This is a genomic window from Streptomyces sp. NPDC006923, from assembly GCF_040635655.1.
GTDB lineage: Bacteria > Actinomycetota > Actinomycetes > Streptomycetales > Streptomycetaceae > Streptomyces.
The window spans coordinates 382,031-403,855 of record NZ_JBEYIF010000001.1; the positions used below are offsets into that span (position 1 = coordinate 382,031).

The window sequence follows — 21,825 nt, forward strand, 5'->3', positions numbered from 1 at the left end:
GGGCGTAACCTGGTATTCGCCGAAGAATCGAATGCCGCGCCAGCAGAGAGAGGTGCCGGACGTGTCCGCTGTCGCACCCGACGGACGCAAGATGCTGCGCCTGGAGGTCCGGAACAGCCAGACCCCCATCGAGCGCAAGCCCGAGTGGATCAAGACTCGGGCGAAAATGGGCCCCGAGTACAACCAGTTGCAGAAGCTCGTGAAGAGCGAGGGTCTGCACACGGTCTGCCAGGAGGCCGGCTGTCCGAACATCTTCGAATGCTGGGAGGACCGCGAGGCGACCTTCCTCATCGGTGGCGACCAGTGCACCCGGCGCTGCGACTTCTGCCAGATCGACACGGGCAAGCCGCAGGCGCTGGACCGTGACGAGCCGCGCCGGGTGGGTGAGTCCGTCGTCACGATGGACCTGAACTACGCCACGATCACCGGCGTCGCCCGCGACGACCTGGAAGACGGCGGGGCCTGGCTGTACGCGGAGACCGTCCGCCAGATCCACGCCCTGACGGCGGAGCGCGCGGCCGGCGGCACCAAGGTCGAGCTGCTCATCCCCGACTTCAACGCCGTGCCCGAGCAGCTCGCCGAGGTCTTCTCCTCCCGGCCCGAGGTGCTCGCCCACAATGTCGAGACGGTGCCGCGGATCTTCAAGCGGATCCGTCCCGGCTTCCGCTACGAGCGCTCGCTCGACGTCATCACGCGCGCCCGCGAGGCGGGGCTGGTCACCAAGTCCAACCTCATCCTGGGCATGGGTGAGGAGCGCGCCGAGGTCAGTGAGGCGCTGCGGGATCTGCACGACGCGGGCTGCGAGCTGATCACGATCACGCAGTATCTGCGCCCGTCCGTGCGGCACCACCCGGTCGAGCGCTGGGTGAAGCCGCACGAGTTCGTGGAGCTGAAGGACGAGGCCGAGGCCATCGGCTTCTCCGGGGTGATGTCGGGACCGCTGGTGCGTTCCTCGTACCGCGCGGGACGGCTGTACCAGCAGGCGGTCGAGCGGCGTGGCGCGGCGGTCGCCGGTCAGGCCGTGTGACCCGTGCCGATCCGGGCTGTGTGAATCTGAGCACAAGCGGCTACTCACCAGTAGAACGCAGGTGTGACGCGGTCCGTACCCTCCTCCCAGGTCGGGGGTGGTGTACGGGCCGCGTCAGCGTTTCGGGGGCGGCGCACCAAGGCTTCATGGCCGTTTGACCGGTCGGTCACGCCCTGGTAACACCAGTAAGTGACGCTGCTTCTACGCAGCCCGTACGCTCGCCACCACCGCTCCTGACACCACCGCTCCTGAGGGGACCGCCATCATGCAGGTCGCGTCGGCCCGACCCGTCACCGAAGCGGTGACGGCGACCACCCGCCCCACCCCTGTGCTGCCCTCCGTCTCCTCCGCGCTGCGCGCCGTGGAGTCCCTGCTCCTCGGCGGCGGCCAGCGCACGGCCCGCCGCAACGCCTGGACGGCCGTCCTGGAGGACCGCCGCCGGGCCAGGGACCGGGTCGAGGCGCAGCACGTTCTGGAGGCCGTGTCGGACCGCGCTTCCCGCGCCACGTAAACTCTGGGCATGGCGAGGAAGGAAAACGCAGACTCTGCTGCGAACCCCGGGCGACTGAAGCAGATCGCCCTTACCTACAAGATGACCCGGCAGGCCGACTCGAAGGTCGGTCTTGTCGTCGCGGGTGTGGGAATCGTCACCTTCGGTGTCTTCCTCGCGATCGGCTTCTTGATCAACCACCCGATCTATCTGGGCATCCTGGGCTTCATCCTGGCGTTCCTCGCGATGGCGATCATCTTCGGCCGCCGTGCCGAGCGTGCCGCCTTCGGGCAGATGGAGGGCCAGCCGGGCGCTGCGGCGGCCGTCCTGCAGAACGTGGGCCGTGGCTGGACCACGACTCCGGCGGTGGCGATGAACCGCAGCCAGGACGTCGTCCACCGGGCCGTCGGCAGGGCGGGCATCGTGCTCGTCGCCGAGGGCAACCCGAACCGGCTGAAGAATCTGCTGGCGGCCGAGAAGCGGAAGATGGCCCGCATCGTCGTGGATGTGCCGGTGCACGACATCATCGTCGGCGACGGCGAGGGCCAGGTGCCGCTGAAGAAGGTCCGTACCACCATGCTCAAGCTGCCTCGGGTGCTGGCGGGCCCGCAGGTGACGGCGGCCAACGACCGGCTGCGGGCCATGGGCGACCTGATGAGCAATATGCCGCTGCCGAAGGGCCCGATGCCGAAGGGCATGCGGATGCCACGCGGCGGAAAGATGCGCTGACCGCTCACACGCACAGCCGACCTCACACACAGAAGAGGGCGGTCCGGGACTCGGTTCCGGACCGCCCTCTTGATGTGTAGGGGCTGTTGCCTCGATGTGTACGGGCCGTTGCGCCGCTCAGATCCGTACCTGCACGGCGCGGGCGAGGCGGTCGTGGAGGCCCCGGCCGTCGCGGTCCCAGACAAGGGCCGGGACGGCCACGCACAGCAGCACGGTGCGGACGAGCACCCGGCCCGGGCCGAGCCGACCGCCGTCCTCGGCGACGACACGCAGGCCGAAGAGCCGCTTGCCGGGAGTGGACCCGACCGTGCCGACGGTGAGCAGGCTCAGTACGAGGAGGATGCCGAGCGCCCAGTTCCCCGACGCCTGCCAGTCACCTCCGGCCAGCAATCCGTATGCGATCAGTACGCACAGCGCCCAGTCGACCATCAGGGCACCGACGCGCCGGCCGAGCGGGGCGACGGAGCCCGGCCCCTCCTCCGGCAGACCGAGCCGCTCGCCCCGGTAGCCGAAGTCGACGCCCATGTCCTCGGCGGCCGCGCGCGGCCCGGAGAGCCACGATCCGATTGCTTGCCTGTTATCCACCCGACCACGGTACTGCGGCCGTATTCGCACCCTCGGGACGGGGGTAAGGAGGCATGTGCGGCCCGGCGTGCGCCCCGGCGCCCAGCCGGGCCGGTTAACTTCAGCGAAACAAATGAGTCATGCTTGAGAAACCCCGAAAACCTAAGTTGGGTCCCACGTGTGCCACCGCACTGGCCGCACGACCGAGCGACAACCCCCGCCCCACCCCGGGACGGGAGGAGGAGGAGCTGGATGTTCCAGAACGCCGACGAGGCCAAGAAGTTCATCGCGGACGAGGACGTCAAGTTCGTCGACGTCCGCTTCTGCGACCTGCCTGGCGTGATGCAGCACTTCACGATCCCGGCGAAGGCGTTCGACCCGGTGGAAGAGCTGGCCTTCGACGGCTCCTCCATTCGTGGCTTCCAGGCCATCCACGAGTCGGACATGGCGCTGCGCGCGGACCTGTCGACCGCCCGGGTCGACCCGTTCCGCCGTGACAAGACGCTGAACATCAACTTCTTCATCCACGACCCGATCACGGGCGAGCAGTACAGCCGCGACCCGCGGAACATCGCCAAGAAGGCCGAGGCGTACCTCGCCTCCACCGGCGTGGCGGACACCGCGTACTTCGGCCCCGAGGCCGAGTTCTACGTCTTCGACAGCGTGCGCTTCAACACCACCGCGAACGAGGGCTTCTACCACATCGACTCCGAGGCCGGCGCCTGGAACACCGGTGCGGTCGAGGACAACCGCGGTTACAAGGTCCGCTACAAGGGCGGCTACTTCCCGGCCCCGCCGGTCGACCACTTCGCCGACCTGCGCGCGGAGATCTCCCTGGAGCTGGAGGCGTCCGGCCTTCAGGTCGAGCGCCAGCACCACGAGGTCGGCACCGCCGGCCAGGCGGAGATCAACTACAAGTTCAACACGCTGCTCGCCGCGGCCGACGACCTGATGCTCTTCAAGTACATCGTGAAGAACGTCGCCTGGCGCAACGGCAAGACCGCGACCTTCATGCCGAAGCCGATCTTCGGCGACAACGGCTCGGGCATGCATGTCCACCAGTCCCTGTGGCAGGGCGGCAGCCCGCTGTTCTACGACGAGCAGGGTTACGCGGGCCTCTCGGACACCGCCCGCTACTACATCGGCGGCATCCTCAAGCACGCGCCGTCGCTGCTGGCCTTCACCAACCCGACGGTGAACTCGTACCACCGCCTGGTCCCCGGCTTCGAGGCCCCGGTCAACCTGGTCTACTCGCAGCGCAACCGCTCGGCGGCGATGCGTATCCCGATCACGGGCTCGAACCCGAAGGCCAAGCGCGTCGAGTTCCGCGCCCCGGACCCGTCCTCCAACCCGTACCTGGCCTTCTCCGCGCTGCTCCTGGCGGGCCTGGACGGCATCAAGAACAAGATCGAGCCGGCCGAGCCGATCGACAAGGACCTGTACGAGCTCGCCCCCGAGGAGCACGCGGGCGTCCCCCAGGTCCCGACCTCGCTGCCCGCGGTCCTCGAAGCGCTGGAGGCGGACAACGAGTACCTGCAGGCGGGTGGCGTCTTCACGGCCGACCTGATCGACACGTGGATCGACTACAAGCGCACCAAGGAAATCGCCCCGATCCAGCTCCGCCCGCACCCGCACGAGTTTGAGCTGTACTTCGACATCTAAACCGAAGCACCGCTGACCTGCGGCAACGCCTTCTAGGCTGCCGCCTGGGGCACAATGGGGCACTCCCCCGAGATGTCAGGCCGTCGACCGCCGCCGTCAGGGCGCGGTCGACGGCCTTCTTGGTCCGCTCCTCGCTGGCGGTCGATGGGCAGCGGAAGGCCCGTCCCGCGCGCTCACGGCGAGCGCGAGCACCCCGCGCAGACGCACGAAGCACCGCCGTACGCCTTTTCCGACCGCACCGATGTCACCCAGGGCGCCCCGACGAGATCTCTGCCATCTCGCCCGATCCGGCTTCGTTTTGCAGCGATCGCCTGTGGTCTCACGCCCGGCAAGGTGTCCACCATCATGTCCGGCAGCACGCAGGTCACCTCGTACGAGGTGCTGGCGCGCATCGCCGACGGACTGCGCGTTCCCGGCGACTTCATCGGCCTCGCCCCACGTCCATGGGAGACCGAGGCCCCGCCCCCAGCGGAGACGGCGGAGGTGCCTGTGCGTATGGACAGCCCTTGGCAGACCCACACCACGATCGAACTCGCCGACCGGCTCACCCGAGCCGATCTGACCATGGACCGGCGAGCGTTGGCCCGTGCCCTCGCAGCCACGGCCATGTCCGGCGCCCCACTCCTCAACAGCCTGGAAGGGTGGATGCTCCCAGGCGAGGAAGGCCGACGGCGCACCCGCCCAGGGCGTCTGGGCCTACGGGACGTCGAGCAGTTGGAGGAGACCGCGAAAGCGTTTCGCGCATGGGACCATCGCTACGGCGGCGGACTGCGCCGCCGAGCAGTCCTTGGTCAGCTTTCGGAAGTCGCGACCGTACTGGACGAGCACCAGGCCCCAGCGGTCGAGGTACGGCTCTACCGGGTGCTCGCGCGTCTTGCCGGGACGGCAGCCACCATGGCGTGGGACAGTGGCCTGCAACGGCGGGCCCAGGACTACTACCGGCTGTCCCTGCGGGCCGCACACGCGGGCGGCGACCGTCTGTGGGGCGCCAACGTGCTGGCGGGCATGGCCCGTCAGATGCTGTACAGCAACCGACCACAGGACGCACTCGAACTTGTTCGCCTCGCCCAGGACGGCGCCCGCGACGTGGCCGGGCCCCGGGTGCGGGCGATGCTTCGCACCCGGGAGGCATGGGCACTGGCCGCCCTCGGGCGCACCTCGGCGTTCACACGGGCGACCGAACAGGCGCGACAGGATCTGGGCGAGGCCGCTCCCGAACAGACCGAGCCACACTGGATCGCCTACTTCGACGAAGCCGAACTCGCCGGCACCACAGGCGGCCGACTGCTGGAACTCGCCCGGCAGGACCCCCGTTCACACGCCGACCGCGCGGGCGAGGAAATCCGGCAGGCCCTCGCCCGGCGCGGCCCGGAGGCGGGCCGCAGCAACGCCCTCGACCGACTCGGTCTCGCGGAGGTCTACTTCCTCGGCGGCGACCTGAGCGCCGGGTGCCAGGAGACCCACGCCGCGCTGGACGTCGCCGAACGGGTGCAGTCCGGACGTGTACGGGAGGGCATGGCGTGGCTCTACTCGTACACCGTCGGACACGGTGCTTCCCGCCCGGTCCGGGAAGCTCGGGCCAGACTCCGCGAGCAACTCGCCGACTGATGACCTCGCTGAGAAAGAAGAAGCCGCTGTGACAACTCTTGCCGTAACCGGCCACATGGACCTGACGGACGCATCGGTCTCCTTGGTCCGCGACGCACTGCGAGATCTGCTGGCCGGACACAGCGGCCCGGATCTGGTCGGGGTGTCCTGCATCGCCGCCGGATCGGACAGCCTCTTCGCCGAAGCCGTACTCGCAGCCGGCGGCCGTCTCGTAGCGGTGATCCCCTCCCAGGACTACCGCCAGACAAAGGTCAGGCCACAGCACGCTCCCCTCTTCGACAAGCTCGTTGGGGCCGCCGATGAAGTGCTGATCATGCCCTTCGAAACGGCTGGCCGAGAGGCATACGAAGCAGCAAACCGCGTACTCCTGGACCGCGTCGACCGCCTGGTCGCCGTCTGGAACGGCCAACCCCCAGGCGGCAAGGGCGGCGGCACAGCCGACGTGGTCCTCGACGCCCGAAGCGCAGGCATCCCAGTCGACGTGGTGTGGCCGGAGGGCGCCGAGCGCATCGGGCCTAGGACGCTGTTTCACGTGGAGGGCGGCTGAGTTCAGTTCGACCGTGGACTCGGACGATGGGCACCGCATCAGTCATCGCGCTCATCGCGTCCGATCAGGCGAAACGGCCGATCGGAGGGGCTGTTCCGTGCTCGCCGGGACTTCTCAGGGCCTTCGGGCCGAGACCGGTGTCAGCGGGCGGGGGAAAACAGAAGCGGCCCTCCCTCTCACGAGGAAGAGCCGCTTTCATGGAGCGCCCGGCAGGCCTTGCACCTGCATTTCCCGCCGGCTGGCGGACGTCTTTCCTTGGACCACAGACGCGTGAACTCCGCTGCGCCGCAGCGGGTTTACATCATGATCATACAGTGTCATCGGGCGCCGACGCACGCATGTCCGCCTCCTGGGATCTGCCGGGGCGGACGTCGGGCCCGTCTCGAACACACCAAGGGCGCGAGCGCGCGGACGCGGTGCCGCCATCTGCCGCTCCGCCGCTCCGCGCCTCGCGGTGTCGCCAGGGCCGCGTCCGGGGAACTCAACGCGTGGAGGTTTGCAAGGAAGTCCGCTTGAGTACCTTCGGATGCGGCTGGTAGACGCCGGGCGGGGCGAATATGCCGAGTGCCTGGTGGATTTCGGAGCAGGAGGCGTTGCGCTCGGCCCGGTTGAGAGCCAGGAGCGTGAAGGCCGCCAGCGGCGGATCGGTGGCGATCCTCTTGGTCGGAGGACTGGCGATGTCGACCTCGCCCGAGTCGCGGAAGCGACAGAAAAGGGTGACGGAGTACGGAGCCGAGCCGACCGAGACCAGCACGCGTTCCAGCTCGCGCCAGGAGAGGTCGGCGGTGTCATGACCGCGCCGGAGGGCAACTCCGTCGCGACCGACGCTCAATTCGGAGGCTTCGCGGAAGGGGCGACAGGCCGCCCAGAAGTAGATGGCGATGGGCATCGCGAAGCTGAGGTAAAGAGACAGGACAGCCACCCAGCTCGCGATCACATCTACGCCCCGGGCGACGGCTATACCCAGAGGGATCGTGCCGAGCACCGCCACCCACAGGAAGACGTCGAACAAGCGCCGCAACCGTATCCCCCGGAAGCGGTCCCCGCCGCCATCGACAAGCTCCAGCGGCGCGTCGGCGTAAGCCTCCTCGACACCCGCCCACGCGAAGCCCTCCGGTCCGGCGCCCTGGGCCGCGTCGGCACTGCGGCTGTACGCGACCGTGGGCGGCGGAACGAGAACTGGCTCGGTCAGGTGTTCACCGCCCTTGAGCAGGGCGACCAGCGCGCCTGGTGACGGCCTGCGTGCCGGATCCTTCGCGAGACACAGCGCAATGGTGTGGCGCAGTTCGTACGGAACGGCCGACAGGTCCGGCTCTTCGCTGACGACCCGGTAGAGCAGAGCGACGGGTGCACCGGCGCCGAAGGGTTCGGTGCCGGTAGCGGCGTACGCGAGGACTGCCCCGAGGGAGAAGACATCGCTGGCCGTGCCGATCTTCGCCCCGGTGGCCTGCTCGGGAGACATGAAGCCGGGGGTGCCGATGACCACGCCTGTGTGGGTAAGGGCGGTGCTTGTGCCGGAACCTTCCAGCGCCTTGGAGATGCCGAAATCGATGACGCGGGGGCCGGTGTCCGCCAGCAAGACGTTGGAGGGTTTCAGATCGCGGTGGACCAGACCCAGCGCGTGGATCGAGGCCATCGCCTCTGCCAGCCCGATGCCGAGATCACGTACCTCAGCCGCCGAGAACGGGCCGGTGTCGGTGATTCTGTGCTGTAGGGAGGGCCCGGGGATGTACTCGCTCGCGATCCACGGCTCGGGGGCCCCCGGGTCCGCGTCCACGACGGCCGCTGTCCAGAAACCTCCGACTCTCATCGCCAGCTCGACCTCCCGGCGGAAGCGCGCGCGGAATCCGGCATCGTCAGCGATCTCGTCCCTGACCACCTTGACCGCGACTCTGCGGCCCGAGGCAGACCGCCCGAGGTAGACACGGCCCATTCCACCGCTGCCAAGCCTGCTGAGGAGCCTGTATGGGCCGACGCTCCGTGGATCGCTCGGTCCTAGTTCGTCCAACGCCGCGCCCCCTCGCCCGTTGAACTCCCAGGATATGCGTACGCCTTCGGCCGGGAAAGGCCGACGTGCGACGGGGACCGCCCCTGCCGGCCGACCACTGGGCCCGGTCGTGTGAGCACCCCTCAGGATTACTCCGGGCCGCAGCCCATTGTCGCGTTGGCCTGTGGCATTCGCGGACCGGCGCCGCGCGTACGCGGCACTGCCGCACCACGAGTACGGGCCGGCAGCAGACGCCCCGTATCAAACGGCCGGATCCTTCTCGGTGCGGCCCTCCGCTTCGGGGGCCCCGGCGCGGGCGACGACGGCGGCCAGCGCGAGGCCCAGCACCGCCGGATTGACGTAGCCGGGAACGGCGCCGGTGGCGTAGCTCTTGCCGTCATTCGTCTCGCAGACGAATTGGAGCGGCAGGTAGTTCACCGTGTAGTCGGTGATCATGTCGGCCATGGTCCGCTCCTGCCAGCCGGGTGTGCGGCAGGAGCGGATCGGTGCCGAGTCGGTCCCGCCGTCCTCCGCGGAGGCGACCGCCCCGGCGACATGGAGGAGGCCCCAGGTGTAGAGGGCGATGGCGACGGCTCCCAGGACGGCGGAGAGGCTCCGGAGCCGTGTCCGGCGGTCGGCGCGCCGGAGGCCGGCGCGGCCGAGCGTGCCGAAGCCGTGGCCGGCGAAGGCGAAGGCCAGGATCAGTCCGGCCGGAATGAACAGCAGGAGCAGGAATGCCATCAGCCGAGTCCATCAGGCCAAGATCATGACGGCTGTGACGGAGCCCATAGTTCCGGCAACAGCAGTGTCACAGCTCAACACCCGTCTCTCATGGGGCCGTTGACGCCGGAGTGTGCCGATCGGGCGGGGGCACCGGTGACTGTTGCCCGCGGGGCCGCACCGCGAAGACCTCCGGGCCCGGCGCGCCGTCAGGCGAGTTCGAGGACAGGGCGGGTGCTGAACTCCTCGCACATGTCCGCACCGTCCGGGCCGGTGAGGAACTCCGCCATGGCGGGGTTGCGGTTGGCGGTGGCGAGGGGCAGCCACTGGACAAAGGCACCGTATCCACCGCACACCGCCTCTCCGCCGTCGCCGCCGTACACCGACGCCGGGTCGGAGGTCATCTCCGCCCGGTAGACGTCGTAGGCGATGTGCAGACCGAAGGCGTTGGGCTGGTGCCGAGGTCCGCTCCCGGCTCCGTACGGGGAGTTGTCGAGCGGGCAGTGGTCCCCCCAGCGGAACAGTGTCGTCGCTCCCGCGCCGCAGGCATGCTCCCACTCGTCAGGGCTGGGCAGCCGCAGACCTCGTCCGGCGAGCGCCGCCGGGACCATATCGGGCAGTTCGGTGAGTTCTTCGGGTTCGACCGCGATCAGCAGTGTGGGAACCGTGACCGTGCGCCGCGCGGTGAGGAACTGAGCGAGATGGGCGCGTGGATCGGGGTCGAAGCCGTAGCCGCCCCTCAGGCTCTCCGTCCGGTAGGAGTCGAGTTGCTCGGCCAGTGGCTGCCAGGCGTCCAGCTCGAAACCGACCGTCACCTCGCCACCGGGTATGAGGGCGAAACGCTGTCCCGCGCGTTCGATCAGCGCGCGGTGGAGTACGCCGTCCAGATGCGGGGCGCTGTCGACATGGACGAGCTGCCCGCCCACCTGGCGGGCGGCCTCCCGGGCATGGCGCGCGGCGGCCTCCTGGTCCAGAGCGCGCCAGCGTTCGAAGGTCAGGTCAGTGACGGACATGGCGCTCAGTCTGGCACCCGGCACCGACAACGTGATCTCCGGAACGTGGCTCCTCGCCGAGCGCGGCGGACCTTCGAGCGGGCCTTGACGCGGCGGCCACCGGAAGCCACACCGTCGGCGCCCTGGTGGCGGCGCGTCCGGTACCGCCTGGCGTAACAGAAACGAGCGGCGTCTATCGTGCACCGAGCCGTTACCCCACGGCCCGTCTTTCGAGGAGCGAATCACGTGAGCGCAGCACCTGTACGCTTCGGCCTGGTCGGCAGCGGCTGGCGGTCGGAGTTCTTTGTCCGTCTGGCGCGCGAGTTGCCGGACCGCTTCACGGTGACCGGTGTGGTGACCCGGTCACCGGAGCGCGGCGCCGAGGTGGAGGCGTCCTGGGGAGTGCCCGCCCACCGCACTGTCGACGCGTTGCTGGCGGGGGCCGAGCGGCCGGAGTTCGTCATCCCGTCCGTGCCGTGGTCGGTCACTCCGGAGGTGACGAAGGAACTCGTACGCCGTGAGGTGCCGGTGCTGGCGGAGACGCCTCCGGCGTCCGACCTCGAAGGGCTGCGGGACCTGTGGCGCGAGACCGGGGACAGCGGACTGGTACAGGTGGCGGAGCAGTACCCGCTGATGGCGGGGCACGCGGCCCGGCTCGCGCTGCTGCGGGAGGGCGTGATCGGGGAGGTGACGTCCGTTCAGATGTCCTCCACACACCTCTACCACGCGGTGTCCCTGATCCGGCACACCCTGGGAGTCGGCTTCGCACCCGCCACGGTGACGGCCAGGGACTTTACCGCCCCGCTCGCCGATCCGCTGTCCAGGGACGGGTGGTCCGGGGATCTGACGCCCAAGGATGCCTCGACCACCCTCGCGTTCCTGGACTTCGGCGGGCGCATGGGGCTGTACGACTTCACGGACAACCAGTGGTGGAATCCGCTGCGCGGCCGGCGCATGGTGGTGCGCGGTTCGCTGGGCGAGATCATCGACGACAGCGTGGTGCGGATGGCCGACCCGCGTACCCCGGTGGAGTCCCCGCTGGTCCGCCGCCGGACCGGGACGGACCTCAATCTGGAGGGCGTCGAGCTGCACCACATCAGCTTCGACGGACGCGTGGTGTACCGGAACGACTTCGTCGGCGCGAACCTCTCCGAGGACGATCTGGCCGTCGTCGAGCTGCTGTGGCGTACGGGCGCCTGGGTGCGCGGTGAGGGACCGCAGCCGTATCCGCTCGCCGAGGGCTGCCAGGACCATCTGATCAGCCTGGCGATCATGGAGTCGGCGCGCACCGGGGCCGCCGTGACCACGACCCGGGAGGACTGGGCGGTCTGAGCAGCGGCGGTTCGTGAGGACCGGTCCCGCCCGCCGGGAGACGCCGGTCCTCGCGCGGGCGGGCCAAGCCGCGGGGCCAAGCGGGCGGGACCGGTTCGTCAGCGGCCGACGATGTCGCGCCAGGAGTGCCGGGGCACGAAGCCCAGTGTTTCGCGGGCGCGCTCGATGCTCAGCAGGGTTTCGTGGGTGCCGATCTCGCGGGTGAGCTCCACCTCCGGGAACACCTCGGCGAGCAGGTCGGCGGAGGGCCGGTCCATGATGGTGTCCGCGGCCGCGATGACAAAGCTCTGCGCGCCGGTCACGGGCGCGGCGAGCGCGAGGCGGCAGGCTGCCGCGACGTCCCGGGCGTCGATGTAGCCCCAGAGGTTCCACTTCCGCAGCCGCGCGTCGGCCCAGTAGCCGGGCACGAGGCGGTAGTCCTCCTCGACGTGGACGTTGGACAGGCGCAGCGCGACGAAGGGGATGCCGGACCAGTCGGCGATGTGCTGGGCGGTGGTCTCGCTCGCCACCTTGGACAGCGCGTAGGTCGTGGTCGGGTACGGGTAGTGGTCCTCGTCCACCGGCGCGTAGCGGGGCGGGACGTCGAAGGGGAGGCCGAGTGTGGTCTCGCTGGACGCCCACACCACCCGGGACAGTTTGTTGTGCGCGGCGGCGAGGAAGACGTTGTTGTTCATCGCCAGGTTGGTGTTGAGGGTGTGGGCGGCGGGGAAGAGGCCGGGCGCGGGGATATTGGCGAGGTGGATCACCGTGTCGGCCTCGCTCAGCGCGTCGACCGCTTGTCCGTAGTCCGTCAGGTCCGCGCGCAGCAGTGGTGCCCCGATGGTGGCCATGGCCTCCCGGTCGCCGGGCCCGGCGACGATGTCCACGGCCAGGACGTCGAAGCCGTGTTCCAGCAGATCCGCGACGACGACACGGCCGGTCTTCCCCGTGGCACCAGTGACGGCGACTGTGGTCATGGACGCTCTCCCCATTCGACACCCTCTTGGCGACTCGACGTCACTCCCGTGACCCCGGCGCCGCTCTCGCATCTTTCTGTCCCATCCTCTCCCGCCCCGGGCCGGCGGCACCACCGGCCCGGTACTCCGCGGACGGAAGTGGTGCCTCCGGCTGTCCGGGGCGGGGCCGGTTGTCGGTGGACGCTGGCACGATGAGCCCATGAAGATCTACAACTGGCGGCCCTTCCTTGAGCGATGGAGTGAGGACTGGGCCGACTCCGCCGGCGCGCTGGGGCAGGAAGTCGCGGACGGGAGGGTCTCCGGGGAGCGATGGCTGGGGTTCGCGCCCGCCGACGAGGAACGGATCGGGGCGCTTGAGGAGCGGCTCGGCGTGTCGCTGCCGCCGACCTACCGGTCGTTTCTGGCGGCCACCGACGGCTGGCGGCCCGCCGGGACGTCCGTTCGCCTGATGGGGACGGCGGAGGGCGCGCACTGGTACGGGGACCCGGGTGGTCTTCAGGAGGTCTACGGGAGCGACCTGGGCGAGCGCCCCTCCGAGGAGGAGGTGCTGACGGCCGGCATGTGGGGCAGGGCGCTCCAGTTGTCTCTGGACTCCGACAGAACCGATGTCCTGCTCGATCCGGGCGATGTGAACGCGGACGGGGAGTGGGCGGCCTATGTCCACCGGGACGGGGCGGGTGAGCACCTGGACCGCTATGAGTCGTTCCTGGAGCTCATGCAGGCGCTGTTCAAGGGCTTCCACCGGGCGTACGGGGACCGGCCCGGGTTTGCGAACGAGACGACCCGTGAGCTTGACGCCGCCGTCGAGGGAGCGCGGGTGGCGTGTCTGGGCGGTGCCGACGCCGACGCTCAGCTCGATGTGTTCATTGAGGCCGAGGAGTCCGGCAGGGTCCGCGCCCGTGGGCTGCGCGTCCAGGTGGAGGCGATGCTGGGTGACGGCGGGGTGAGTTCCCGTGTCGCCGGAGACCTGGACGATCCGCTGTACGCGTGCGAGTTCCTGCCGCTCGCCGCCCGGGAGCATCTCCGGTCGCGCCGTGGCGAGGCGGAGTTCCTCCAGCCGTATGACGGTGCGGACCGGAAGCGGGCGCTGGCGGTGTTCCGGGAGGTCGGCGAGCGTACGTTCCGGTACGAGCCGCCCGGCCCCTTCGGAGAGGCCGTCGCCGCGGCGCGGGAGCAGGCACGGTGGGGCGACACGGACGGCGCGTGGCGCACGCTCGCGGCCGCGGTGCCCGGCTGGCAACCGTACGGCAGTGAGCAGGTGGCTCCGGTCGGGCTGCTCGCCGATCCGCTGCTCGGGCCGGTGATCACTCCGGAGCGCGGCCGGTACCTCCTGGAGACGCCGCGTGGTGAGCGGGCCGAGGAGGCGGGGGCGTGGAACGACGGCGACGACGACGCGCCGGGGCCGGACGGGTTGGCCTGGCTCGCCGATCAGGAGCCGCCGGGGTTCGCGGAGTCCTATCGCTTCGTCCTGGTACACGGTGTTTCACCCGAGGAGTTGGCCGGGCGCGTGGGCAGGGGTCCGCTGCTGGCGCCGTGCGGCGAACGGGATCTCCCGCCGCACGGGGGTGAGACGTATGCCGTGGCCCGGGTCGGATCCTGTGGCGACGGCTGGAGTTTCGCCTTCGAGAGCAGCCCCGAGGCTTTTCGGCCGGGACGGCTGAACGGTCTGGACGAGTCGGCCTCGCGCGGCGCCACATCCATCACGGTGTGGGTCGAGCGGGGCGGCCGGTCCGGATCGGCTCCCGGATCGTTCCATTTCTCCCGGGCCGAGGACGGGCGGCGGCTGTACGGCTTCACCGCGCGCGGCGGGGAGATCGAACGGTGGGGCACGCTTCCCGGGTCCCTCGTCCCGGAGGATCTCTTTCCGGCCACGGGCTCCGCCGGTCCGGCCCTGGATCCGGATGACGAGTACGAGGCGCTCAGCGCTCTCACGGAAACGTTCGGCATCTCGCTGCCGCGCTTCGCGATCGAGCACGGGCGGCTGCACGCCGTCGCGGCCCGGCCCTGGGTGGCGCCGCCCGGCCGGGAAGCGCCGCCGGCCGGCGCGATATGAGGGTGGTCGTCCATGGCGAACGGACCGGGCCGTGGTGACCTGTGCGGGGGTCCGAGCCCCGGGGCAGTGTGCCGGGTGGCCGGCCTCCGGATCCGGCCCTGAGCCCGATCCGGAGGCCGGCGTCGTCACGGCCGTGCGTCCGCCGCCCTCAGCGGATCAGGGTGCGCACCATGTGGCAGGTGGTGTCGGACGGCGGGTGGATGCCGATCCTCGCCGCCGTGCTGCGGATCCTGCGGTTGCTCGCGTTCGCCGGATGGTAGACGCCCGAGTCGAGCAGGGCGATGGCGAGGCGCATGGCCTTGAGCCGGCGGTTGTGCGTCTCGTACCACTCGCGGGGCAGGCCCGCCGGAAGTGGCTTGCGCTTGAGGGATGGCAGGGTATCGAAGGGTTGTGTCGTGATTGTGGCAACGGCCATCGGCGACCTCCCGGCACGGTGGTTGGACCCTCACGAACTACCTCTATTTTACTGCCTCACACTGACAATCGCCCCTGGCCAGACGGCATTTGAGATAGTCCGGGGTGCGGCCGGCGGACGGCCCTCAGTGCTTGTCGAGCCAGATGACGATCCCGGTCCAGTCGTTCAGCACGGCGGCGACGCCCGCCCTGATGGCGGCCGCGCAGCGCTCGGCGGTGAACGATCCGGCGTCGTACGTGGAGGACGTGCCGAGCCCTTCGCCGCGGAACGACGCCCCGGACCAGTCGACCGCCGTGACGTTGTGCGTGGGCTCGGCCAGTTCCGCGCCCACGACGAGGAAGCGTTGTGACAGGTGGTTCGGAGTGACCGTCGAGAGGGGGTCGATCAGGTCGTTGCCCGCGCTGACGATGAGGTCCGGGCTCATCTTGAGAGCGTCCACGATGCTGGGAAGGAGATCCGACGGGCCGTCGGCGGCCACCGTCCTGAGGTCGACGTGCTCGTCCTCGGCCCACTCCTTGACCGCCGTCACCAGGGCCTTGGTCGGGCGGTCGGCACCGGCGGTGAGAAGCACCACGCGGTAGCCCTTCGACGGGTGGACCCCGGTCCAGGAGCCGGGCCGCGGCGTGGCCGTCGCCTCCGGGGAGGGCGGGGAGGACGGGTCGATGAACCCGGGCCCGAGAGTACCGACGGCGGTGGGCTTGGGATGCGGCCGTGACCAGTCGTCGCCGGAGCTGCATCCGGTGACCAGCGCGGCGGCCGCGGCCAGCGTGGCAGCGGCCCGAAGCGAGGGGCGCAAGGCGATCGTCCTTCGAGTGGTGGTGGATGGTGCGCCTACATCCTCCTATCCCGGCTCCTGTCGCTTTCCTCCACGGGTGTCGTTCTCGGCTTTGTTTTTCCGTAATTCGCCGACGGGCCGGATCGTGTTCATCCGCGGCATGGAACGTGCACGGGTAACCTCAAGGAGCCCTCATGTCACAACGGGTCCGCCTCGGCATCATCGGGATCGCCGCGGCGGTAATCACTTTCCTGGGCGTCGGGCAGCCGGCGTTCGCCCACGGGTTCAGTTCGGTCGTGTACGCCCAGGTCACCACAGGTGACGAGGGCCATATACGGACAACGCTGAAGCTCGAGTACGACCTCTTCGTCGCGTCCGCCGCCGATTACGAGGACGACGATCCCCTCTTCCGGACGGGAAACGCCGCGTTCGACGCCGGTGACACCACAGGGCAGGCCGCGGCGCTCAACGCGCACGCGAAGTCGGCCGTGAAATATGTCACCGATCGCTTCTCGGTCTCCCTGGACGGCACGGCCTGCACACCGGCCAGGGCCGGCGACTTCACGATGACCCGGCAGGAGGGCGTGCCGTACGCGGAGCTGCCGCTCGACTGGAACTGTGCCGGGCGGGGCGACGACCATGTACTGCGCAGTGGGCTGTTCCCCGACTCCGAGGGCTATGTCACCGGCACCAAAACGATCGTCACCTACAAGATCGACGGCCGCTCGGGCAGCGCCGCGCTCGACGCCGCTCACCCGTCCTTCTCGCTGGGTCAGTCGTGGTACGCGCGGTTCTGGGAGTTCTTCAGCCTGGGCGCCGAGCACCTGCTGACCGGGACCGACCACATCCTGTTCCTGCTGGCGCTCATCGCCGGCTCACGGCGGCTGCGCGAGATCGTGCTGGCGGCCACGAGTTTCACCCTGGCGCACTCCGTGACGTTCATGCTCGCCGCTCTCGGCCTGGTCGACGTGCCGTCGAAGGTCGTGGAGCCCGTCATCGCGCTGTCGATCGCGGTGGTCGCCGGCTGGTACCTGTGGCGGATCTGGCGGCGCGGCGACCATGCCACCGAACTTGAGGCGGTGGACGGCAGCCACTTCAGCCTGGACCGTGCGGGCTGGACCCGCCTCGGGGTCGTGTTCTGCTTCGGCCTCGTGCACGGCCTGGGCTTCGCGGGCGCGCTGGGGATCGACCAGGCGTGGTCGTGGACCCTGCTGTGGTCCCTGCTGGTGTTCAACGTCGGCATCGAGGGCGTGCAACTGACCATCATCGCCCTGGTCTTCCCGCTGCTGATGGTGCTGCGCCACCGGGCGCCGAAGGCCGGCCTCTGGACCACCGGCGCGATCTCCGCGGGCGTGGCCGTCATGGGGCTGGTGTGGTTCATGCAACGGGTGTTCGGGTTCTGAGACCGGTTCAGATCCCGTAGAAAGTTCAACCAGTCCCAAGATCGTATTTATGGCCAGTTAACCGGGCGATGAGAGCTTAACGGTCTCCATTCATGCACCTCAGTGTGCGCAAAAGGAACGAAAAACCGATGAAATTGAGCACCCCGACGCAGGCCTCCGGGCTTGTGCGGCGCCGCGTGGCCACTGGCGCCACAGCGGCATTCCTGGGCTTGGCAGTGGCCCTCGGCAGCGGCATGGCGTCCCCCGCCGCCGCCGCCGAGCCCGCCTCGCTCACCGGCATCATCCTCGGTGTGGGCGCCAACGAGACCCAGCGCACCGTGACGTGGTACTCCTCGGCCGACACCGCGCAGAAGCTCCAGGTCGCCCCGACCGCGGAGCTCGCCAATGGCGAGTTCCCGGCCGGCGCCGCCACCTTCGACGCCATCGGCGGAGCGAACATCGCCTCCAGTGGCGGCTTCAACCGTCACGCGACGATCACGGGCCTGAAGGAAAACACGGCGTACTCCTACCGTGTCGGTACCGAGGGCAACTGGTCCACGGCGTACTCGTTCAAGACACAGGACTTCGAAGGCAACTACGACTTTCTGTTCTTCGGCGACCCGCAGATCGGTTCGTCCGGCGACCTGGCGCAGGACCAGGCCGGCTGGCAGGACACCGTGGACGTCGCTCTCGCGGCCAACCCCGACTCCGAACTCCTGGTGTCGGGCGGTGACCAGGTCGAGAGCGCCAACAACGAGTCCCAGTGGAACTCCTTCCTGGCCCCCGACAAGCTGCGTCAGTACCCGTGGGCCGCCACCATCGGCAACCACGACGTCGGCGGCAAGGCCTACGAGCAGCACTTCTCCACCCCGAACACCGACCGGTCGGCCCCCCTGTACTCCAACGGGGACCCGGCGTCCAACACGTCCGGCGGTGACTACTGGTACATCTACAAGGATGTGCTGTTCATCGACCTCAACAGCAACAGCTACGCCACCTCCCAGGGTGGCGGCGGTGACGCGGCGCACATCAAGTACGTCACGGACATCATCAACAAGCACGGCTCCGAGGCCAAGTGGAAGGTACTCACCTACCACCACTCGATCTACTCGCCCGCCTCGCACGCCAAGGACGGCGACAACAAGACGCGTCGGGTCGACTTCCCGACGACGTTCTCGAAGCTCGGCGTCGACCTGGTGCTGCAGGGCCATGACCACAGCTACTCCCGCAGCTACCTGATCAAGAACAGCGAGAAGGCGAACCCGGACGAGAAGCCCGGTGCCGCCGATGTCTACCCGGGTCCCGGTGGCGTCCTCTATGTGACGGCCAACTCCTCGTCGGGCTCGAAGTACTACGACATCACGAAGCCGGACAGCAGCGGCACGAGCGGTGCCGGCAACGGTGCCGACCCGCTGAACCCGGACAGCTACTGGTACAACTCGGTTCAGAACCAGGAGCACGTCCGCACCTACGTCAAGGTCCAGGTGCGCAACGACAAGCTCGTGGTCGAGAACGTCCGCAGCGGCACCTGTGACGCCCCGAACTCCGAGGTCTCGCAGGGTTCCTGGTGCAACAACACCACCGCCGAGCAGCCCGTCGGCTCGCTCGTCGACAAGGTCACCGTGCACCCGTACAACGGCGACAGCCAGTCCCTCCAGGTCAACGTGCCGAACGCCGCTCCGGGTGAGTTCGGCTGGACGATCGACGGCTACAACGGCCTGGTGGACCTCGGCACCGCCCAGGAGCGCAACGGCGACCACTTCGAGGCGAGTGGCAAGATCAACCCGATCCTCGTGTCCGACAGCCGCCGCTCCCTCGCTCCGTGGTCGGTCTCGGCCAATGTGAGTGACTTCAAGGACGCCGACAAGACGTTCTCCGGCTCCTACCTCGGCTGGGCGCCGCACCTGCTCGACGGTGGCGCGGGTGCCGTGGCCAGCGAGCCGGTGGCTTCCGGCTACGACGACCAGGGCAAGGGCCTGTCCATCTCGCGGGGCCTCGCCTCGGCCGAGCAGGGCCACCCCCGCGGTTCGGCCAAGCTGGGCGCCGACCTGGGTCTGAAGATCCCGGACAGCGTCCAGAAGGGTGGCTACCGCGCCACTCTGACGATCACTGCGCTGAGCAGCTGACCGGACCTGTTCCACCTGGCGGGGTGGGCACCTCCCGGTGCCTGCCCCGCCTCACCCGGCGGGGTGGGCACCTTCGGGTGTCCCGCCCCGCCTCCCGCTCCAGGAGAACTCCGATGCACGCGCCCGTCATACGCCGGACGACCTCCGTCGCCGCCCTCATTCGTACCGCCGTCCTCGTCCTGCTCACCGCCTTGACGGTGGCCGGCCTGTCCGCCGGCGCCGCCCGGGCGGAGGACGGCAACGTCACCTGGACGGTCAGGACGGCCTCGAACAGCTACGGCGCCGACCGGTCCAGCTTCAGCTACAACGTCAACCCCGGTGGACAGGTCAAGGACACCATGGCCGTGGCCAACCGCGGCAAGTCCCCGCTTGAACTCGCGGTCTACGCCGCCGACGGCTACACCACCGACACGGGCCGGCTCGACCTGCTCACCAAGGACAAGAAGTCCGTCGGGATCGGCGCCTGGGTCCACGCCGCCCGCGACAGCGTCGTGATCCAGCCGGGCAAGTCCGCCGATGTACCGTTCACGGTCACCGTCCCGGACAACGCCACCCCCGGCGACTACGTGGGCGGCGTCCTCACCTCCCTCAAGCAGTCCGACGACGCCGAGGGCATCAATGTGGACCGGCGCCTCGGCATCCGCGTCAAGCTGCGGGTCAGCGGCGAGCTCAAGCCGAAGCTCGCGATCGAGAACCTCCACGTGGACTACGACGGCTCGGTCAACCCGTTCGCCAAGGGCGACGCCACCGTCACCTACACGATCCACAACACCGGCAACGCCATGCTGTCGGCCAAGCAGGGCGTGTCGCTCTCGGGCCCGTTCGGCTGGCTGCGGACCAACTCCGGCGCCGTCGCACCGCCACCGGAGCTGCTCCCCGGTGAGAGCTGGAAGGTGAAGGTGCCCGTGCACGGCGTGGCGCCCGGAGTCAGCCTGGCCGCGACCGCGACCCTCACTCCCGTGCTGGCCGACGCGTCGGGCTCCACCACCTCGCTCAAGCCGGTCCGGGCCACGACGCACGGCTGGGCCGTTCCGTGGACGCTGTTGCTGCTGCTCGTCGTGGTGATCGCGGTCGTCGTGGGGGCGCTCGTCCTCGTGCGCCGCAACCGCGCACGGCGCGCGCTGCGCGAGGACGCCCGGGTGCGGGAAGCCGTCGAGCAGCGGCTCCGCGAGCAGAAGACACAAAATACCCAGAATCCGCAGAATCCGCAGAATCCGCAGGAGAGCTGACCGCCCGGGTGCGGGGTGCGCGCCGCCCGGCTCAGGGCGCACACCCCGCCGGGCCGGCTACTCCTTCGCCCGCGCCGCCGCGCGCTCCTCGGCCTCCGTGAGGATCTCCGTCAGCCGCAGCCCGAACCGTGCGTCGCAGCCGTGCGGCTGTCCCGTACGGACCGCCTCCAGCAGCGCGTCGATCGCGTTACGGAACGAGTCGGCCGGATCGGCGGAGCTCCCCGGCAGCGTGGCCACGCCGTGCTCGCCGCGCACCTCGATACCCGTGCCGCCGCCCTCCTTCGGCGCGCTCAGGCTCAGCGCCGCCGTACTGGCCGCGCCAGAGGTGTGCCGCAGCACCAGATGGGTGAGGTCGGGCTCGGAGCGTACGGCCGTCACCTCCACCACATCGCCGAGCAGCGGGATGAGCACGGACAGCGCGTGCGGGCCGACGTCCCACAGACCGCCCTTCTCGCGGCGCCAGGGCGATTCGGCGAAGGGGCTGTCGTCGGCGCTCGCGCCGTAGAGACTGCCGAGCCAGTACGCGTGCGCCGTGAACCAGCCGCCCTTCGCGGCCTGTTCGTCGATCCAGCCGACCGTGTCGGCCGCGAACCGCAGGGTGCAGAAGACCACCGAGGAGACGCCGGCGCTCGCCACGGCGTCCGCCACCTCGCGGGCCCCGGCCACGGTCGTCGCGACCGGCTTGTCCATGAGGAGATGGCATCCGGCGGCGGCGGCGCGGGCCGCGAGCGGCGCCTGGATGTCCGGCGGCAGGGCGAAGGCTATGGCGTCGCTCTCCGCGAACAGCGCGTCAAGTCCCGCCTCTCCCGAGTGGGCGGTGGTGCCATGGGCGGCGGCGAGGGCTGCGGCGGCCTCGGGGCGCCGCCCCCAGACGCCGCTGAATTCGATTCCGGGATGGGCGGCGAGGGCGGGGGCGTGTGCGCGCTCCGCCCAGGGGCCGGTGCCGAGGAGTCCGATGCGTGGCTTGCTCATGCCGCTCAGTGTGCCGCGTCCACGCAGTACAGAGGGGCCCGGGAGGGTAAAAACGGGACAGCGGCGCCGACCGCTGCGAGGCGGGCCCCGCGGCACTGGCGCGCGAGCCCGCCCCGGCCCCATACTCCTCCGTACGGACGCACCGGACGGACTCGTTCGAGCGATGCCGTCGCCCTCCACCGGGTCCCCCGGCCGGCCGGAGCGGCGCCCCGAAACCGCCCCCGGGCACACCGGGCCGACACCACGCCTCAGGACGCCC

The 21,825-nt window shown here is 69.8% G+C and carries 19 protein-coding genes; 11 read left to right on the forward strand and 8 right to left on the reverse strand.

What is annotated here, in order from left to right:
- Positions 1–61 precede the first annotated feature (61 nt).
- From lipA to ABZ707_RS01735, 3 genes are all read left to right on the forward strand, one after another.
- Complete coding sequence (gene lipA / locus ABZ707_RS01725) at positions 62–1,027, forward strand: lipoyl synthase (protein WP_360166005.1); 966 nt, start codon at positions 62–64, stop codon at positions 1,025–1,027.
- A gap of 265 nt (positions 1,028–1,292) precedes the next feature.
- Positions 1,293–1,538 (forward strand): hypothetical protein, encoded by a 246-nt coding sequence (locus ABZ707_RS01730; RefSeq protein WP_360166008.1) that lies wholly within the window; start codon positions 1,293–1,295, stop codon positions 1,536–1,538.
- Positions 1,539–1,547: 9 nt separating this feature from the next.
- Entirely contained in the window at positions 1,548–2,246 is a 699-nt protein-coding gene (locus ABZ707_RS01735) for a DUF4191 domain-containing protein (protein ID WP_360166011.1), read from the forward strand.
- Positions 2,247–2,363: 117 nt separating this feature from the next.
- On the opposite strand, the gene ABZ707_RS01740 is transcribed toward ABZ707_RS01735, so the two are convergent.
- Positions 2,364–2,831, reverse strand: coding sequence for an RDD family protein (locus ABZ707_RS01740; protein ID WP_360166013.1), 468 nt, complete (start codon positions 2,829–2,831; stop codon positions 2,364–2,366).
- 231 nt (positions 2,832–3,062) lie between these two features.
- On the opposite strand from ABZ707_RS01740, the gene glnA reads away from it, so the two are divergent.
- From glnA to ABZ707_RS01755, 3 genes are all read left to right on the forward strand, one after another.
- Entirely contained in the window at positions 3,063–4,472 is a 1,410-nt protein-coding gene (gene glnA / locus ABZ707_RS01745) for a type I glutamate--ammonia ligase (RefSeq protein ID WP_360166016.1), read from the forward strand.
- A 345-nt stretch (positions 4,473–4,817) separates the two neighbouring features.
- On the forward strand, positions 4,818–6,080 hold the full coding sequence (locus tag ABZ707_RS01750) for a hypothetical protein (RefSeq protein WP_360166019.1): 1,263 nt from the start codon (positions 4,818–4,820) through the stop codon (positions 6,078–6,080).
- Positions 6,081–6,108: 28 nt separating this feature from the next.
- Positions 6,109–6,627 carry a hypothetical protein gene (locus ABZ707_RS01755; RefSeq protein ID WP_360166022.1) on the forward strand — a complete coding sequence of 173 codons (519 nt, stop codon included), beginning with the start codon at positions 6,109–6,111 and terminating at the stop codon, positions 6,625–6,627.
- Positions 6,628–7,108: 481 nt separating this feature from the next.
- Here ABZ707_RS01755 and ABZ707_RS01760 read toward each other — a convergent pair whose 3' ends face one another.
- The 3 genes from ABZ707_RS01760 to ABZ707_RS01770 all read right to left on the reverse strand — a co-directional run bounded on the left by ABZ707_RS01760 (position 7,109) and on the right by ABZ707_RS01770 (position 10,347).
- Positions 7,109–8,635 (reverse strand): serine/threonine-protein kinase, encoded by a 1,527-nt coding sequence (locus ABZ707_RS01760; RefSeq protein ID WP_360166025.1) that lies wholly within the window; start codon positions 8,633–8,635, stop codon positions 7,109–7,111.
- Between the two features lie 240 nt (positions 8,636–8,875).
- A complete protein-coding gene (locus ABZ707_RS01765) occupies positions 8,876–9,355 on the reverse strand; it encodes a hypothetical protein (RefSeq protein WP_360166028.1) in 480 nt (159 codons plus the stop codon).
- A gap of 188 nt (positions 9,356–9,543) precedes the next feature.
- Positions 9,544–10,347 (reverse strand): hypothetical protein, encoded by an 804-nt coding sequence (locus ABZ707_RS01770; protein WP_360166030.1) that lies wholly within the window; start codon positions 10,345–10,347, stop codon positions 9,544–9,546.
- A 225-nt stretch (positions 10,348–10,572) separates the two neighbouring features.
- On the opposite strand from ABZ707_RS01770, the gene ABZ707_RS01775 reads away from it, so the two are divergent.
- Entirely contained in the window at positions 10,573–11,658 is a 1,086-nt protein-coding gene (locus ABZ707_RS01775) for a Gfo/Idh/MocA family oxidoreductase (protein WP_360166033.1), read from the forward strand.
- A 98-nt stretch (positions 11,659–11,756) separates the two neighbouring features.
- Here the strand turns inward: ABZ707_RS01775 and ABZ707_RS01780 are convergent, their stop codons facing one another.
- Positions 11,757–12,614, reverse strand: coding sequence for an NAD(P)-dependent oxidoreductase (locus ABZ707_RS01780; RefSeq protein WP_360166036.1), 858 nt, complete (start codon positions 12,612–12,614; stop codon positions 11,757–11,759).
- Positions 12,615–12,813: 199 nt separating this feature from the next.
- Here ABZ707_RS01780 and ABZ707_RS01785 point away from each other — a divergent pair, with 199 nt between their 5' ends.
- Positions 12,814–14,667 (forward strand): SMI1/KNR4 family protein, encoded by a 1,854-nt coding sequence (locus ABZ707_RS01785; RefSeq protein ID WP_360166039.1) that lies wholly within the window; start codon positions 12,814–12,816, stop codon positions 14,665–14,667.
- A 148-nt stretch (positions 14,668–14,815) separates the two neighbouring features.
- Here the strand turns inward: ABZ707_RS01785 and ABZ707_RS01790 are convergent, their stop codons facing one another.
- Both ABZ707_RS01790 and ABZ707_RS01795 read right to left on the reverse strand, forming a co-directional pair.
- Positions 14,816–15,082 carry a hypothetical protein gene (locus ABZ707_RS01790; protein ID WP_360166042.1) on the reverse strand — a complete coding sequence of 89 codons (267 nt, stop codon included), beginning with the start codon at positions 15,080–15,082 and terminating at the stop codon, positions 14,816–14,818.
- A gap of 124 nt (positions 15,083–15,206) precedes the next feature.
- Positions 15,207–15,878 (reverse strand): hypothetical protein, encoded by a 672-nt coding sequence (locus ABZ707_RS01795; protein ID WP_360166044.1) that lies wholly within the window; start codon positions 15,876–15,878, stop codon positions 15,207–15,209.
- Positions 15,879–16,051: 173 nt separating this feature from the next.
- Between ABZ707_RS01795 and ABZ707_RS01800 the strand changes: the two genes are divergently transcribed.
- The 3 genes from ABZ707_RS01800 to ABZ707_RS01810 all read left to right on the forward strand — a co-directional run bounded on the left by ABZ707_RS01800 (position 16,052) and on the right by ABZ707_RS01810 (position 20,594).
- Positions 16,052–17,260 (forward strand): HupE/UreJ family protein, encoded by a 1,209-nt coding sequence (locus ABZ707_RS01800; RefSeq protein WP_360166046.1) that lies wholly within the window; start codon positions 16,052–16,054, stop codon positions 17,258–17,260.
- 128 nt (positions 17,261–17,388) lie between these two features.
- Entirely contained in the window at positions 17,389–19,365 is a 1,977-nt protein-coding gene (locus ABZ707_RS01805; RefSeq protein WP_360166048.1) for a metallophosphoesterase family protein, read from the forward strand.
- 113 nt (positions 19,366–19,478) lie between these two features.
- Entirely contained in the window at positions 19,479–20,594 is a 1,116-nt protein-coding gene (locus ABZ707_RS01810) for a DUF916 domain-containing protein (RefSeq protein ID WP_360166051.1), read from the forward strand.
- A 57-nt stretch (positions 20,595–20,651) separates the two neighbouring features.
- On the opposite strand, the gene ABZ707_RS01815 is transcribed toward ABZ707_RS01810, so the two are convergent.
- A complete protein-coding gene (locus ABZ707_RS01815; protein WP_360166054.1) occupies positions 20,652–21,566 on the reverse strand; it encodes a Gfo/Idh/MocA family oxidoreductase in 915 nt (304 codons plus the stop codon).
- Positions 21,567–21,825: the final 259 nt, after the last annotated feature.